Consider the following 16,314-nt stretch of genomic DNA (forward strand, 5'->3'; position numbering starts at 1 on the left):
AGGAGGTTTCTTATGAGTAATTTGGCTTACCAAAGAGAAGTAAAGCAACATCAAACCGAGCAACAAGGTCAATCGGTTGTGATTAGAAGAAGAGGTTCTATTACACTTGGTGAAAAAATCTTACTTGTCATGTTTGTCATGGCTCTCATGTGCAGCTCGATCCTCATCATTTCTAAAGCCTTTGCTGTTTATCACGCAAATATCGAAGTGCAGAAGCTAGAACAGCAAGTGACTTTAGAATCGAAAAAGATCACTGAACTGCAAAAGCAAAAAGATTTACTAAGTGAACCAGAGAGAATCATTGAAGCCGCTAAAAAAGCAGGCTTAAGCATGTCGAAAGATGTTAAGAAGGTCGATTAACATGGCGATGCCTAAAAAGAATAAAATGATGAACAGAGGCGCGGCAATTGCGAGTATTTGCTTCGCCCTGTTTTTCTTTATCATCCTTGCACGTTTTATTTATATTCAGATTACGGGAACCGTCGATGGACAAGTGTTAGCTGCAAAAGCCAATGAACAATATCAATCGAAAAAAACACTTGAAGCCAAAAGAGGCTCCATTTTAGACAGAAACGGAAATGTGATTGCGGAAGATACATCTGTGTATAAACTGATTGCGATCATGAGCAAGAAAATGACGGTCGATCCAAAGCATCCGATGCATGTCGTTGACAAAGAAAAGACAGCAAAAGAGCTGTCAAAAGTCATTGATATGAGTGAGAGTGAAATTTTAAAGCGTCTGAATACAAAAGATGCGTTCCAAGTCGAGTTTGGTAAAGCCGGAAAGGATATTAGTTTTTCAACTAAGGAAAAAATTGAAAAGCTAAAACTTCCTGGGATCGCCTTTGAAAAAGATACAAAGAGGTATTATCCAAACGGCATGTTTGCTTCGAACTTAATCGGTTATGCTAGATTAGATGAAGCCACCAAGGACATGTCAGGCGCAATGGGTCTAGAAAAGGCTCTGAATAAATATTTAAAAGAAAAAGATGGCTATGTAACGTATAACAGCGACAGAAGCGGATGGGCACTTCCGAATAGTAAAGAAGACATCGTTGCCCCGAAAGACGGGAAAAACGTCACACTGACCATCGACCAAAAAATTCAAGCATTTCTTGAAGAAAGTATGACGCAGGTCGCTAAAAAATATAAGCCGAAGAAAATCATTGCGACAGTCGTTGATCCGAAAACTGGAAGAGTTCTTGCAATGGGACAGCGGCCAAGCTTTAATTTAAATGAACTCGACATTACGAATTATAACAACGATGTCATTTCTTACGCATTTGAACCAGGTTCAACGATGAAAATTTTTACACTCGCTGCTGCTATCCAAGAAGGAGTGTACCAAGGCAGTGACAAGTATCAGTCTGGTACTTATAAAGTAGGCGGCGGTCTTGTAAGAGACCATAACAACGGAAATGGCTGGGGAAAAATTGATTTTCATGAAGGTGTTCTACGTTCTTCAAACGTAGCTTTTGCGAAATTGGCAAAAGAAAAATTAGGTTTCACACGCTATGAACAATACTTGCAAAAATTCCATTTCTATGACAAAACAGGCATAGACTTGCCGAACGAAGCGTCTAGTAAAATCAATTTCAGATACGAATATGACAAAGCATCGACTGCTTATGGTCAGGCGTCCGCGATTACCCCAATTCAGCAAATTGAAGCGGCGACAGCCATTGCAAACGGTGGAACGATGATGAAGCCATATGTAATCGATCATATTACAGACCCGAACACAAACAAAACAATTTTACAGCACGAACCAACAGTAGCAGGAAAACCAATTTCTTCTGATACAGCGAAGCAAGTCCGTGACATTTTAGGTGAGGTCGTTTCCTCAAAAATTGGCACAGGACAGCCATACCAAATCAAAGGTTTTGATGTCGCTGGGAAAACGGGTACAGGACAAATTGGCGGTGCTGGCGGCTACCTTCAAGGGAGAAACGATTACGTCTTTTCATTTATGGGAATGGCACCAAAAGATGATCCGAAGCTGCTCGTTTATGTGGCTGTCCAACAGCCTCAGCTATCTGAAACACAAACGGGCTCAGCCCCTGTTTCAGAAATCTTTAACCCTGTGATGAAAAATAGTTTGCTCTATTTAAATATCGCACCAACAAAAACAGACGATAAAAAATCTGGCAAACAGAAAATAAAACAAGAAACAATGCCGTCATTCCTAGATTTAGAAGTGAAACAGGCAGAAACAGAAGCAAAAAACAAAAAGTTATCACCTGTTGTTATTGGTGACGGTTTATCCATTAAACGCCAATGGCCGAGTGCGGGCTCTGAATTCTCTGAAAGCCAGAAAGTCTTTTTGAAAACAGCAGGGAAAACCATTAAAATGCCTGATATGACAGGCTGGTCCAGAAGGGAAGTTCTTCAATATGCGTCTATTTCAGGTGTGCATATTGAAACAAATGGACAGGGATATGCTGTCAAACAAAGCGTGAAAAGTGGAGCGGAGATTTCAGATAAAGTCGTCACAGTGACCTTCAAAAGTCCAAATTAACTTGAAAACCTAGCAAATCATTTGCTAGGTTTTTTTCTTTTGCTTGAGCGATGGACGAGATCGTTCTATAAAAAGACGAGCCTGCATATGATGAAAACAAGCCATATGTAAGGAGTGAACCGGGCGTGCGAGTGTCAAGTGTAACAGTGAGAAAACGATTGCTTTTCGTGCTGCTGTTTGGGGTGATCATTTTTTTCATCATAGATACTAGATTAGGATATGTGCAGTTTATTATGGGCGAGAAGCTGACAAGTTTAGCGAAAGATTCATGGAACCGTAACCTCCCATTTGAACCAGAACGAGGAGATATTTTGGATCGAAATGGGGTGGAGCTTGCGACGAACAAAAGTGCTCCCTCTATTTTAGTCGTGCCGCGGCAGGTGAAAGACCCAGCAGAAACAAGCAAAAAATTAGCTGCAGTACTGAATATGTCTGAGGAGAAAGCGTACAAGCATGTCACCAAGAAAACGTCTATAGAACGAATTTCCCCAGAGGGGAGAAAAGTATCTCATGAAAAAGCAAAAGAAGTCAGAGAACTTGATTTAGATGGAGTCTATGTAGCAGAAGACAGCATCAGACATTACCCGTTTGGAAGTTTCTTATCTCATGTATTGGGTTTTGCTGGAATTGATAATCAAGGCTTACTTGGACTAGAAGCGTACTATGATGATGACTTAAAAGGTGAAAAAGGCTCTGTGAAATTTTATTCTGATGCAAAAGGGCAGAAAATGCCAGATGAAGCAGATGATTATACACCGCCTAAAGATGGCCTTGATATGAAATTAACAGTTGATTCAAAAGTGCAAACCATCATCGAACGAGAACTAGACAATGCTCAGGCAAAATATAACCCAGATGGCATGATTGCCATTGCCATGAATCCGAAAAATGGTGAGGTGCTGGGAATGTCGAGCAGACCTGACTTTGATCCGGCTGACTATCAATCAGTTGATTCAAAAGTATTTAATCGAAACTTACCGGTGTGGAGCACATATGAGCCAGGATCGACGTTTAAAATCATTACACTGGCAGCTGCCCTGGAAGAAAATAAAGTGAATTTAAAACGTGATCATTTTTTTGACAGCGGATCTGTGACAGTGGATGGCGCAAGGCTCAGATGCTGGAAAAAGGGAGGACATGGATCACAGTCGTTTCTAGAAGTGGTACAAAACTCTTGTAACCCAGGATTCGTCGAGCTAGGCGACCGTCTTGGAAAAGATAAATTATTTTCTTATATTAAAAATTTCGGCTTTGGTCAAAAGACAGGCATCGACCTTCAAGGAGAAGGTAGAGGAATTTTGTTCCCGCTTGATCGTGTTGGTCCTGTAGAACAGGCAACAACAGCCTTTGGTCAAGGTGTATCTGTTACGCCGATTCAACAAGTAGCTGCAGTGGCAGCCGCAGTAAATGGAGGAACGCTTTACACGCCGTATATTGCAAAAGAATGGATCGATCCAATTACAAAAGAGGTGGTGAAAAAGCAATCACCAATTGCCAAGAAGAAAGTCATTTCAGCGGAGACGTCTAAAGAAATCAGGTATGCCCTTGAAAGTGTAGTCGCTCAAGGAACTGGCCGGAATGCATTCGTTGAAGGATATCGGGTGGGCGGAAAAACAGGAACAGCACAGAAAGTAAAAGACGGAAAGTACATGGAAAATAACCACATTGTGTCATTTATCGGGTTTGCACCTGCGGATGATCCAAGCATTGTTGTATATGTAGCAGTAGATAACCCAAAAGGCACGATTCAATTTGGTGGGACAGTAGCAGCACCTATTGTGGGCCATATTATGCGAGACAGTCTGCCTGAAATGGGCGTGAAAAAAAGAAAAGGACAAATTGAAAAGAAGTACCAATGGCTGGACACAAAAACCATTGAGGTACCGAATCTTGTAGGAGGATCTGTTTCTGACCTTGAATCACTCCTGATTAATTTAAAGATTGATGCTTCAGGAACTGGCAGTAAAGTGGTGAAGCAATCGCCTGCTGCCGGCACAAAGGTCAAAGAAGGTTCCACGATCCGATTATACTTAAATGATGAATAATAAAGAATGAACAGAGGGTAGCCGCACTCATTCGGCTGCCTCTTTTTGTTGAAAGTGAAGGGTCGCTTTAAAAAAAGAGCATAAAGTGTGTTTTTTCCAAGAGAAACTTAAGGAATACGCTGGATGTATCCTTTTTTTTACGATAAAATATAGACTGTGTGTTTTTTTCACAAGACATGCACGTGAACGAATTTGAGAGGTTTGATATGAAATGAAATTACAAGAACTCCTTACATACTTTAAAAGTGAAAACAGTGAACTGATAAACGAAAATCCGGAGATTACTTCCATTGAAATGGATTCAAGAGAAGTGAAAAAAGGGAGTCTTTTTGTCTGTATAAAAGGCTATACAGTAGATGGACATGATTACGCTGAAAAAGCTGTGAAAAGCGGGGCTGCAGCGATTGTAGCAGAACACCCACTTCACATAACAGATGTACCAGTCATTATTGTAAAACACTCTCAAAGAGCACTTGCAAGAATGGCAGATGCTTTTTACGAACAGCCAACTCATAAACTCAATCTAATTGGTATTACAGGAACGAACGGGAAAACGTCCACAACACACATGATTGAGCAAATCATGAGAAAAGCCGATAAAAAAACAGGTTTAATCGGTACGATGTATATGAAGGTAAACGATGAAATTCTCGAAGTGAAAAACACAACACCTGAGAGTGTCACCCTTCAGAAGACCTTTAAGCAGATGCTTGATCAAGACGTAGATACGGCCATTATGGAAGTATCATCACATGCTTTGCATCTTGGGCGTGTTCATGGATGTGATTATGATATTGCCGTCTTTACAAATCTTACCCAAGATCATCTGGACTACCACAACACAATGGAAGAATATAAACATGCAAAAAGCTTGCTCTTTTCCCAGCTCGGAAGTGCCTTTCAGCACGATAAGCCGAAGCATGCCATTTTAAATGCAGATGATGAAGCGTCTAGTTATTTTGAAAAAGTCACAGCTGCTGAAATTATGACGTATGGCTTAGAGCAAGAATCAGATGTAATGGCAAAGAACATTCAAATTAAACCAAAGGGAACACAATTTGATTTGATCACCCCAATCGGCACAAAAAATGTGACGGTTGCCCTTATTGGGAAATTCAATGTGTATAACATTCTAGCAGCTGTATCAGTAGGAATTGTATCAGGCTTAACGTTTGAAACGATCGTTAGTGCCATTGAAGAACTTGAGGGAGTCAAAGGAAGATTCGAACTTGTGAATTTTGATCAAGACTTCCCAGTCATCGTTGATTATGCGCACACACCTGACAGTTTAGAAAATGTACTGACTACGTGTAGAGAATTAACAGAAGGTAGAATTTTCTGTGTAGTTGGCTGCGGGGGCGACCGTGATAAAACCAAGCGCCCTCAGATGGCCCAAATCGCTGTGAAATATGCAGATGAGCCTGTTTTCACATCAGATAATCCAAGAAGTGAAGATCCATCAGCCATTTTGAAAGACATGGAAAATGGCGTGCCAAACGCCTATTATCACAGCTTTGTGAACCGGAAACAGGCCATCTTTTTTGCCATTGCTAATGCAAAAAAGGGCGATACAGTCTTAATAGCTGGAAAAGGCCATGAGACGTACCAAATCATTGGTGATCAAGTCTATGACTTTGATGATGCCAAGGTGGCAGCGGACGCTATTTTAGATCTAAACAAATCTTAAAAATGATGAAAAGAGTGTAATGAAATGAAGCATTTTGTACAAAAACAACATACGAAAGACACGAATGAATATCATAATAATGAATGCTATTTTCTAATGGAAAACGGCTTTGGAAATTCGGAAGGAGTAAAGAACAATGCTTGAACAGGTGATATTGTTTACAATCATAATGGGATTTTTAATCAGTGTTCTTTTATCCCCGATTTTTATTCCGTTTTTAAGAAGACTTAAATTTGGTCAAAGTATTAGAGAAGAAGGACCTCAGTCTCACCAAAAGAAATCTGGTACCCCAACAATGGGCGGAATTATGATTATCTTTTCTATTACAATTACAACGATCGTAATGATTAACAAATTCTCTGAGATTAGTCCAGAAATGTTTTTATTGTTATTTGTCACCCTTGGCTACGGATTATTAGGATTTTTAGATGATTATATTAAAGTAGCGATGAAGCGAAATCTTGGCTTAACATCGAAACAAAAACTGATCGGGCAAATTGTGATTGCTGTGATTTTCTATGCAGTCTTCCATTATTATGAGTTTGCAACGACTATTCGCATTCCAGGAACAGATGTCAGCTTTGACTTAGGATGGGCATACTTTATCCTCGTCGTTTTCATGCTTGTCGGTGGTTCTAATGCGGTAAACCTTACGGATGGACTTGATGGTTTATTATCTGGAACAGCTGCTATTGCATTCGGAGCTTTTGCTATATTGGCTTGGAATCAATCTCAGTATGATGTGGCGATCTTTTCGGTAGCAGTAGCAGGCGCTGTCCTTGGGTTCCTTGTCTTTAATGCGCATCCTGCAAAAGTATTTATGGGTGATACGGGATCGCTTGCTTTAGGCGGTGCCATAGTGGCCATTGCCATTTTAACGAAACTTGAGATTTTACTCGTCATTATTGGAGGAGTATTTGTTGTTGAAACGTTATCCGTTATCCTTCAAGTCATCTCCTTCAAAACAACTGGAAAAAGAATCTTTAAGATGAGCCCGCTTCACCACCACTATGAGTTAGTTGGCTGGTCTGAGTGGAGAGTAGTTGTCACCTTCTGGACAGCTGGTTTATTGCTTGCTGTTTTAGGAATTTACATCGAGGTGTGGTTATAATTGAATAGGATGCAAATGTTAAAAGACGAACATGTACTAGTACTAGGCCTTGCAAAAAGCGGATATGCGGCAGCCTCAATTCTTCACGAGCACGGAATAAACGTGACGGTCAATGACCAAAAAGCTTTTGAAGAAAACGAGCCTGCTCAGTTACTTTCTGAAAAGGGGATTGATGTCATTTGTGGCAGTCATCCTCTTCGTATGTTCGACGATAAAGAAATTACGATTTTAATTAAGAACCCAGGAATTCCTTATGAGAATGTGATGGTTCAAGAGGCGCTTCGCCGAAAAATTCCAGTTTGGACTGAAATAGAATTGGCGTATCATTTGACCTCATCTCCTTTTATTGGGATTACCGGATCAAATGGAAAAACGACCACGACCACTTTGATTTATGAAATGTTGAAAAAAGACAGCCAAAAAACATTGGTAGCAGGTAATATCGGAACGGTCGCAAGTGAAGTTGCCGCGCGTGCAGCGGGCGATGAATGGATCGTAACTGAGCTCTCTTCATTTCAGTTAATGGGAACCGTTGAATTCAGACCTAAAATCAGCTTAATATTAAATATTTTTGACGCACATTTAGACTATCATCACACGCGTGAAGAATACGAAAAAGCAAAACAGAAAGTGTATGCACATCAACAAGAAGATGACATAGCTGTGGTTAACCTAGATGATCCATCTGTTGTCAAACTAGCAGAAGATTCGAAAGCGCAAAAAGTGTTTTTCTCAGTTAAAGAGCCGGTAGCACATGGAGCGTTTATTAAAGATGGTGCCATCTACTATATGAATGAACATGTCATTGACCTCAAGGATGTTGTTCTTCCTGGTGAGCATAACCAAGAAAATATTCTAGCAGCTATTTGTGTTGTAAAAAATGCAGGCTGCTCAAACGAAGCGATTGCGCAAGTTCTTACTACATTTAGTGGAGTGAAGCATCGTTTGCAATTTGTGGAGACGATTCAAAATAGAAAATTTTATAATGACAGTAAAGCGACCAATATACTGGCAACAAGTAAAGCTTTGTCTGCCTTCAAGCAGCCGACCATTTTACTAGCAGGTGGACTGGATCGTGGCAATGAATTTGATGAATTAAAACCTTTTATGAAGAATGTAAAAGGAATAATTACATTTGGTGAGACTGCGCCTAAGTTTGTGAAGCTTGGTGAAGAGCTGGGAATACATCACGTAAAACATGTCGATAATGTTGAACAAGCAGTACCTGCGGCGTTTAGCATATCTGAAGAAGAAGACGTGATTTTATTGTCTCCAGCTTGTGCAAGTTGGGATCAGCATAAAACATTTGAAGAGCGAGGAGACATGTTTGTAAACGCCGTGCATATGCTTAAATAAGGGCTTGTCTCTCATATGACTGACAGCCCAAATGAAATTATGCTTGGGGTGTCGGTCTCTTGACGAATAAGAAAACTTCTCCGGATTTTTTGCTTGTTGTCATTACGTTACTTTTATTGACGATTGGTTTAATTATGGTGTACAGCGCAAGTGCTGTGTGGGCATCGTATAAATTTGATGATTCGTTTTATTTTGCAAAAAGACAGCTTTTGTTTGCCGGAATCGGAGTTATCGCAATGTTTTTCATTATGCGGGTCGATTATTGGACGTGGCGGACTTGGTCAAAGATACTGATTGCAGTGTGTTTTCTCCTACTCGTGCTTGTCTTGATTCCTGGTATCGGTATGGAGAGAAATGGTTCAAGAAGCTGGATTGGTGTCGGTGCGTTTAGTATTCAGCCATCTGAATTTATGAAGCTTGCGATGATTGCGTTTCTTGCAAAATTCTTATCTGAAAAGCAAAAGAATATCACATCCTTTCGTAAAGGTTTCGCCCCAGCACTAGGCATTGTGTTTTCTGCATTTGCCATCATTATGCTGCAGCCGGACCTAGGTACAGGAACGGTTATGGTTGGAACCTGTATTATTATGATATTTGTTTCAGGTGCGAGAATCGCTCACTTTATCTTTCTCGGTCTTTTAGGGCTTAGCGGATTTGCCGCACTTGTCTTATCAGCACCCTATCGAATAAAACGAATTACATCTTATTTAAATCCTTGGGAGGATCCACTTGGCAGCGGGTTTCAAATTATTCAATCCTTATATGCTGTCGGTCCAGGCGGTCTGTTTGGAATGGGGCTAGGTCAGAGTAGACAAAAATTCTTCTATTTGCCTGAGCCTCAAACAGACTTTATCTTTGCTATTTTGTCTGAAGAACTTGGATTTATAGGTGGATCACTCATTTTGCTGCTCTTTAGTGTTCTATTGTGGAGAGGCATTAGAATAGCCCTCGGTGCACCAGATTTATATGGAAGTTTCTTGGCAGTGGGCATCATCTCAATGGTTGCCATTCAAGTAATGATTAATATCGCAGTTGTCACTGGTCTCATCCCTGTGACGGGCATCACACTCCCATTCATAAGTTATGGCGGTTCATCACTGACATTAATGCTGATGGCAATTGGCGTACTTTTGAATGTAAGCAGGTATGCTAGATATTAATGTGCCGATAGTTCATAAAACCATATAGACTTTTATTTTGCAAAAGTATGAAAAAATGATTTGAAGAGTGAAAATGGCAGTTTCTGTTTCGAAAACATGATGATTAACTCTTCTTTACAGGTTTTGACGGAGCCCTGTTGTTTAAAACAGGGTTTATACTTTGTTCAGAGCAGAAAAAAATTGAGGGGAAATGGTATAATGCGTATAGTTATTAGTGGAGGCGGAACAGGCGGGCATATTTATCCTGCTCTAGCTTTTATTAAAGAAGTGAAAAGACTGCATCCTGATGTGGAATTTTTATATATTGGCACTGAGAATGGGCTTGAAAAGAAAATTGTAGAAAGAGAAAATATCCCTTTTAAATCAATTGAAATTTCAGGTTTTAAAAGAAAGCTTTCCTTTGATAATGTAAAAACAGTGATGAGGTTTCTAAAGGGCGTCCAAAAAAGTAAATCTTATTTAAAAGAATTTAAGCCGGATGCTGTTATTGGAACAGGTGGTTATGTGTGTGGTCCTGTTGTTTATGCTGCGTCTAAGCTAAAAATCCCGACGATCATTCACGAACAAAATAGCCTGCCAGGCATCACAAATAAGTTTCTGGCACGGTATGTGAATAAAGTAGCCATCTGTTTTGAAGAAGCAAAGGAACACTTTCCTTCAGAAAAGGTTGTTTTTACGGGAAACCCAAGAGCCTCTGAAGTCGTCTCTATTAAAGAGGGAAAATCTCTTAAAGAGTTCGGGCTGGATGAGAAGAAAAAAACGGTTCTCATTTTTGGCGGGAGCAGAGGTGCAGCTCCAATCAATCAAGCAGTGATTGACATGCAAGATGAATTAAAGGCAAAGAACTATCAGCTTTTATATATTACAGGTGAGGTTCATTATGAAAAAGTGCTGAACGAATTAAAAGAAAAAGGTGAAGCACCGAATATGATCACAAAGCCTTTCTTGCATCAAATGCCGGAGTATTTAAAATCAATTGATGTCATTGTTGCAAGAGCGGGAGCCACAACGATTGCTGAAGTGACGGCACTTGGAATTCCGACCATCTTCATTCCAAGTCCATACGTGACCGCAAATCATCAAGAAATTAACGCAAGATCACTTGAAAAACATGATGCTGCGATCGTTTTAAGAGAATCAGAGCTTTCTGGAGATCGCTTGCTTCATGCAATTGATGAAATTGCTGGTAATGACGAGAAACTACATCAAATGAGCCGTTTAACAAAAGAACTTGGAGTACCAGATGCGGCCACACGTTTATATAATGTGTTAAAAGAAATTACGACTTCATGATGAATGATATGAGGTAAGGCGGAGGGTAATATGGAGAACTTGAAGAATGAATTATTAGAAGCGCAAGTTGGTAAAGTACTTGAAAATGAACCGCTTGCAAATCATACGACAATGAAAATAGGCGGACCGGCCGATCTATTAGTCATCCCTAAAGATGTCGATGCTGTCAAAACAATTATGGATCAGGTGAAAAAACATGATACTCAATGGACGGTCATTGGGAGAGGATCCAATTTACTTGTCCTTGATAAAGGAATTCGCGGGGTCGTTTTAAAGCTGGGCGCTGGGCTTGATCACTTAACTGTCAATGATGAAGAAATTACAGTTGGTGGAGGCTATTCAGTTGTAAGACTCGCGACGTCTCTTAGTAAGCAGGGGCTGTCAGGATTGGAATTCGCAGCTGGTATTCCAGGATCTATTGGTGGTGCTGTTTATATGAACGCAGGGGCACATGGATCTGATATCAGCAAGATTCTTGTGAAAGCGAGAGTCTTATTTGAAGATGGAACGATCGAGTGGTTAACTAATGAGCAAATGAACTTTAGCTATCGAACTTCTGTGCTTCAAAAGGAACGACCTGGAATTGTTCTCGAAGCAGTGTTCAAGCTTAAACAGGACGAACGTGAGAAAATCACAAAGAAAATGCAGCAAAATAAAGATTATCGCAAGGAAACACAACCGTATAATAAACCATGCGCCGGCAGTATTTTCCGAAATCCATTACCTGAATATGCAGGACAGCTTGTAGAAAAGGCGAATTTAAAAGGATATCAGATTGGCGGCGCTAGAATTTCTGATATGCACGGAAACTTTATTGTCAATGCTGGTGGGGCGAAGGCTCAAGATGTGCTCGACTTAATTCAATACATTCAAAAGAAAATCAAAGATGACTACAATGTAGAGATGCATACAGAAGTAGAAATTATTGGTGAAGCAAATTAAAGGCTACTACTTATGAATGATGGTATCACAGGAAAACAAACGGCATTTTTTCATGCCGTTTGTTTTCTAATCAATATGAGATAAAGAATGATCCAAAGGTGCGGACAAGCAGCTTTGAATGAGGTGAAGAGTATATATGCGGCCTGATCATGAAAATGAAAAGATCGTCAATATAGAAGAGCGAATCCCTAAAATTAAAGAACAAAGGAAGCAGAAAGCGAATCGGAGATTAATCTCTTTTATTTTGCTGTTTTTTATCATGGTTTTAATTATTGTCTATTTGCAAACACCAATCAGTAAAATTTCTTCTTTAACCATTACCGGTAATGAACATGTACCAACAAAACAGCTCGTTAAACTTTCGCAAATTAAAGAAGGCGAGACAGAGTTTTGGAATTTAAATAAAGATATAACAGCAGACCATATAAAGCAAAATAAATTGATTAAAAGTGTCAGTATCAAAAAACATTTCCCTAATAAGGTCAGTATTGCTGTCAAAGAGTATGCAAATATTGCGTATCTGCAAAAGGGACATTTTTATTATGAACTTCTTGAAAACGGGACGGCTTTGCCAGATGAAGTAACACCAAGTCACGCAGGACCTATTTTTGTCGATTGGGACAATAAAGAGAAATTGAAGCAAACAGTGAGAGCTCTGAATCAACTGCCGGCTTCTATTCAGGAACTAATCTCAGAAGTATATTACGTACCGACTAGCTCCAATCAGTGGCTCGTTAAATTTTATATGAATGATGGAAACACCGTTATTGCATCAATTAAAACATTCGCAGATAAAATGACGACGTACCCTGCCATTGTCAAAGAGCTTTCCTCCTCTGAGAAAGGTACGATTCATATGGAAGTAGCCACATATTTTGAAGCTTTTAAATCTAAGAAAAAGGAAGATGAACGTTGAGAGGCAAAACCGTCATATTCTCAATTGTAATGCTTGTTCTTGGATTTCTGATTTCTTTTTCATACCAATATACGAAGCAGCATCGAGTAGATGTCAATCGAACAGAACAATGGAAAAAAGAATATTCTTTGAAAAGTCAGCTAACAAAGCAAGAAAAGGCGAATCAAAAACTTGAAAAAGAACTTTATCGTCTTCAATCAAAGGTCCAAGAAACAGAGTTTGGTTTGAAAAATGAAAAAGAGAAGTATTTTAATGTTTTGGAAGATGTTGAGAAATACAGAATGTTTACAGGAGAAATAGGTGTAAAAGGGAAAGGGGTAAAAGTATCTCTTGAAGATGCATCTTATATCCCGAGTGGACAAAATGTCAATAATTACATTGTGCATGAGAGCCACATTTTCCATGTGATAAACGAACTATTTATATCAGGGGCATCTGCTGTAGCTATAAACGGACAAAGAATCACACACCAATCATACATACATTGTAACGGTCCAGTCGTCACGGTTGATGGTGTTCAACATCCAGCACCTTTTGTCATTTCTGCTATTGGAGATCCAGCTGTTTTAATTCCTGCATTAAACATTGCAGGCGGGGTGGTTGATCAGCTGACAAGTGATCATATTTCCATGACGATTGAAAAGAAGGATATTCGTATGAATCCTCTTCTAAGAAACAAAGATTAAATGTGAAAAGGTGAGTGGTGTTGAGGAAAAAGAAGCCATTACTTAGTTTGACAGTCCTGATGGTCATATTTGGCATCATGGTCTCCATCCAGTTTAACTCTCTACAAAAGCCTAAAGTTCGCGATACTCGAGACGTTTGGGAATTAAGAGAGGATTTATCTGCATCTAAAAGTAAAGAACTGGATTTATTGAAAGAAATTGATAAATATGATGAAATGCTAAAAAAGTATGGCAACCAAGAAGATCAATCAAAAGAAGCACAATTAACAAAAACGTTGAAGGATTTGAAAGAAAAGGCTGGTTTTACAGAGGTAACGGGTGAAGGAGTTGAAATAGAAATTACTCAGCTTTTTTCTAAGGAACTTACCGGAGAAGAAGTCAAAAATATACCACCTGATCTTCTAAAAAAATTAATCAACGAAGCCAATATGTTTGGGGCAAAACATATTTCCATTAATGAACACCGGGTGATTAACACCAGTGTTATTCGAGATATTAATGGTACGACGAAAATGGATGGTTACAGCATAGATGGTGATACAGTCACGATTAAGATGGTCAGCGAGCAGGCCGATAAATTATACAGCCGTTTAAATGTATCGGATATTGGTGATTTGTTTGCTCAGGAAAATTTCAGTTTGAGTATTAGACCGCCGAAGAAAAAAATTCATTTAAAAGCATTTGACGGTACAATTCAATTAAATGAATTGAAGCCTCTTGACGATGTAAAGGAGGGAAAATCTTAATGTGGCTTCCTGTACTTGGTTTAATCATAGGAGTTGCGATCGGTTTCTTAACGAATTTTACGATACCGAATGAGTATTCTAACTATCTTTCCCTCGCCGTACTTGCTGCGCTTGATACATTGATTGGTGGAATCAGAGCACATCTGCAAGGGGCATACGATGAACTAGTGTTTGTATCAGGTTTCTTCTTTAATATTATACTCGCAATAAGTTTAGCTTTTCTGGGCGTCCATCTTGGTGTAGACTTGTATTTAGTCGGAATGTTTGCATTCGGTGTTAGATTGTTTCAAAATATCGCCGTTATTCGAAGAATTCTACTAACAAAATGGACAATTTCTAGAGAAAAAAAGAAAAAAAGTGAGTCATAAAAAAGGATATACATATGATGTAACGAATATTTTCAGTAATCCTAATAAAAAATGTTGATTTTTTAAGTTTTGTTACACACTTGTAAAAACACATTCATTGTATTGTTGTTCAGCAAATAATAGAATAGAAAGTATTGATATGTGAGGAGGTGCCATAGAATGAACAACAATGAAATTTACGTCAGCCTTGACATCGGTACATCCAATATAAAAGTCATCGTCGGAGAAATGGCGGATGATTCGCTTAACATTATAGGTGTTGGAAATGTCCCTTCAGAGGGGTTAAAAAAAGGATCGATTGTTGATATAGATGAAACAGTTCATTCTATTAGACAAGCATTTGAACAGGCTGAGAGAATGGTAGGTTTTCCTTTACAAAAGGCGATAGTCGGAATTAACGGAAACCACATTCATATTCAGAATACGAGCGGCGTTGTCGCAGTGTCTAGTGAAAATAAAGAAATACATGCTGAAGATGTGAGACGTGTCTTGGATGCTGCACAGGTAGTATCTATTCCGCAAGAACATCTCGTAGTAGACGTAATTCCGAGACAATTTATCGTCGACGGAAGAGATGAGATCACAGATCCGAAAAAAATGCTAGGTGTACGGCTAGAAGTGGATGGATCGTTAATCACTGGTTCTAAAACGATTCTACATAACTGGCTCCGATGTGTAGAGCGGGCTGGTATTGAAATTATGGATATTTGCTTGCAGCCACTCGCATCGGGTTCAGCAGCGTTATCGAAAGATGAAAAAAATCTAGGGGTAGCTCTTGTCGATATTGGCGGCGGCTCTACTACGATATCCGTATTTGAAAACGGGCATCTCTATTCTACTCACAGTATCCCATTGGGCGGAGAGAACATTACAAAAGATTTGTCTATAGGACTTAGAACTTCCACTGAAGAAGCTGAACGAATCAAAAAGCAATTTGGGCATGCATTCTATGATGAGGCATCGTCTGAGGAGACATTTGAAGTTTCCGTCATCGGTACGGACCAAAAACAGACGTATACACAACTTGAAGCAGCCAATATCATTGAAGCACGATTGGAAGAGATTCTGCTTTTTGTGGCAGAGGAATTACGCAATATGGGTGTCCATGATTTGCCTGGCGGATTCGTTCTAACAGGTGGACAGGCAGCTATACCAGGTATCCTTTCTCTGGCACAAACGGTCTTACAAAACAATGTAAGAATCGCAAGTCCTAATTATATTGGGGTCAGGGAACCTCAATATATGACAGGAGTGGGCCTGATCCATTTTGCTTATCGCAATGCAAAGATTCAGGGCAGACAGGTTGGATTCCAAATGCCGGATGAAGCATTTCATGAAGTAGGCGCGTCCATGGAGCCGGTTTCTTCTACACCACAAGTAAAAGAAGCTCAGCCAAGACCGAAAGTGAAACAAAAAGCGCAACAAGAGACAAATAAAAAACCGGGCAAAATGAAAAAACTATTTAATATGTTCTGGGAATAGAACT

The 16,314-nt window shown here is 39.5% G+C and carries 14 protein-coding genes; all 14 read left to right on the forward strand.

Features of this window, described 5'->3' with window-relative positions:
• Nucleotides 1–12: 12 nt before the first annotated feature.
• A complete protein-coding gene (gene ftsL, locus MHH31_RS07325; RefSeq protein ID WP_058337375.1) occupies nucleotides 13–360 on the forward strand; it encodes a cell division protein FtsL in 348 nt (115 codons plus the stop codon).
• A gap of 7 nt (nucleotides 361–367) precedes the next feature.
• Nucleotides 368–2,518, forward strand: coding sequence for a penicillin-binding protein (locus MHH31_RS07330; protein WP_045034300.1), 2,151 nt, complete (start codon nucleotides 368–370; stop codon nucleotides 2,516–2,518).
• Nucleotides 2,519–2,643: 125 nt separating this feature from the next.
• Nucleotides 2,644–4,563 (forward strand): stage V sporulation protein D, encoded by a 1,920-nt coding sequence (locus MHH31_RS07335; protein ID WP_342495416.1) that lies wholly within the window; start codon nucleotides 2,644–2,646, stop codon nucleotides 4,561–4,563.
• A gap of 211 nt (nucleotides 4,564–4,774) precedes the next feature.
• Nucleotides 4,775–6,250, forward strand: coding sequence for a UDP-N-acetylmuramoyl-L-alanyl-D-glutamate--2,6-diaminopimelate ligase (locus MHH31_RS07340; protein WP_039166804.1), 1,476 nt, complete (start codon nucleotides 4,775–4,777; stop codon nucleotides 6,248–6,250).
• Nucleotides 6,251–6,386: 136 nt separating this feature from the next.
• On the forward strand, nucleotides 6,387–7,361 hold the full coding sequence (gene mraY, locus MHH31_RS07345; protein ID WP_007499771.1) for a phospho-N-acetylmuramoyl-pentapeptide-transferase: 975 nt from the start codon (nucleotides 6,387–6,389) through the stop codon (nucleotides 7,359–7,361).
• Nucleotides 7,362–8,717 (forward strand): UDP-N-acetylmuramoyl-L-alanine--D-glutamate ligase, encoded by a 1,356-nt coding sequence (murD, locus tag MHH31_RS07350; RefSeq protein ID WP_058337373.1) that lies wholly within the window; start codon nucleotides 7,362–7,364, stop codon nucleotides 8,715–8,717.
• A gap of 59 nt (nucleotides 8,718–8,776) precedes the next feature.
• Complete coding sequence (gene spoVE / locus MHH31_RS07355) at nucleotides 8,777–9,877, forward strand: stage V sporulation protein E (protein WP_039166797.1); 1,101 nt, start codon at nucleotides 8,777–8,779, stop codon at nucleotides 9,875–9,877.
• A 198-nt stretch (nucleotides 9,878–10,075) separates the two neighbouring features.
• The gene (murG, locus tag MHH31_RS07360; RefSeq protein ID WP_056704707.1) at nucleotides 10,076–11,170 is read left to right on the forward strand and encodes an undecaprenyldiphospho-muramoylpentapeptide beta-N-acetylglucosaminyltransferase; all 1,095 of its coding nucleotides are present in this window, start codon (nucleotides 10,076–10,078) and stop codon (nucleotides 11,168–11,170) included.
• Nucleotides 11,171–11,200: 30 nt separating this feature from the next.
• Nucleotides 11,201–12,112, forward strand: coding sequence for a UDP-N-acetylmuramate dehydrogenase (murB, locus tag MHH31_RS07365; protein WP_007499764.1), 912 nt, complete (start codon nucleotides 11,201–11,203; stop codon nucleotides 12,110–12,112).
• 136 nt (nucleotides 12,113–12,248) lie between these two features.
• Nucleotides 12,249–13,028, forward strand: coding sequence for a cell division protein FtsQ/DivIB (locus MHH31_RS07370; RefSeq protein ID WP_135008931.1), 780 nt, complete (start codon nucleotides 12,249–12,251; stop codon nucleotides 13,026–13,028).
• Nucleotides 13,025–13,714, forward strand: coding sequence for a DUF881 domain-containing protein (locus MHH31_RS07375; RefSeq protein ID WP_342495417.1), 690 nt, complete (start codon nucleotides 13,025–13,027; stop codon nucleotides 13,712–13,714). The genes MHH31_RS07370 and MHH31_RS07375 overlap by 4 nt, the downstream gene beginning before the upstream one ends.
• 20 nt (nucleotides 13,715–13,734) lie before the next feature.
• A complete protein-coding gene (locus tag MHH31_RS07380; protein WP_007499758.1) occupies nucleotides 13,735–14,460 on the forward strand; it encodes a DUF881 domain-containing protein in 726 nt (241 codons plus the stop codon).
• On the forward strand, nucleotides 14,460–14,828 hold the full coding sequence (locus tag MHH31_RS07385) for a small basic family protein (protein WP_003210988.1): 369 nt from the start codon (nucleotides 14,460–14,462) through the stop codon (nucleotides 14,826–14,828). The genes MHH31_RS07380 and MHH31_RS07385 overlap by 1 nt, the downstream gene beginning before the upstream one ends.
• 159 nt (nucleotides 14,829–14,987) lie before the next feature.
• Complete coding sequence (gene ftsA, locus MHH31_RS07390; protein ID WP_007499754.1) at nucleotides 14,988–16,310, forward strand: cell division protein FtsA; 1,323 nt, start codon at nucleotides 14,988–14,990, stop codon at nucleotides 16,308–16,310.
• Nucleotides 16,311–16,314: the final 4 nt, after the last annotated feature.

Origin of the sequence: Bacillus sp. FSL K6-1033, assembly GCF_038630765.1 — a bacterium.
GTDB lineage: Bacteria > Bacillota > Bacilli > Bacillales > Bacillaceae > Bacillus > Bacillus altitudinis.

Excerpts from the sequence above, each read along its gene's own strand:
- MHH31_RS07385 (WP_003210988.1), top strand. The coding sequence starts at position 14,460 with ATGTGGCTTCCTGTACTTGGTTTAATCATAGGAGTTGCGATCGGTTTC.
- MHH31_RS07330 (WP_045034300.1), top strand. The coding sequence starts at position 368 with ATGCCTAAAAAGAATAAAATGATGAACAGAGGCGCGGCAATTGCGAGT.
- mraY (WP_007499771.1), top strand. The coding sequence starts at position 6,387 with ATGCTTGAACAGGTGATATTGTTTACAATCATAATGGGATTTTTAATC.
- murG (WP_056704707.1), top strand. The coding sequence starts at position 10,076 with ATGCGTATAGTTATTAGTGGAGGCGGAACAGGCGGGCATATTTATCCT.
- ftsL (WP_058337375.1), top strand. The coding sequence starts at position 13 with ATGAGTAATTTGGCTTACCAAAGAGAAGTAAAGCAACATCAAACCGAG.
- MHH31_RS07370 (WP_135008931.1), top strand. The coding sequence starts at position 12,249 with ATGCGGCCTGATCATGAAAATGAAAAGATCGTCAATATAGAAGAGCGA.
- ftsA (WP_007499754.1), top strand. The coding sequence starts at position 14,988 with ATGAACAACAATGAAATTTACGTCAGCCTTGACATCGGTACATCCAAT.
- murB (WP_007499764.1), top strand. The coding sequence starts at position 11,201 with ATGGAGAACTTGAAGAATGAATTATTAGAAGCGCAAGTTGGTAAAGTA.
- MHH31_RS07340 (WP_039166804.1), top strand. The coding sequence starts at position 4,775 with ATGAAATTACAAGAACTCCTTACATACTTTAAAAGTGAAAACAGTGAA.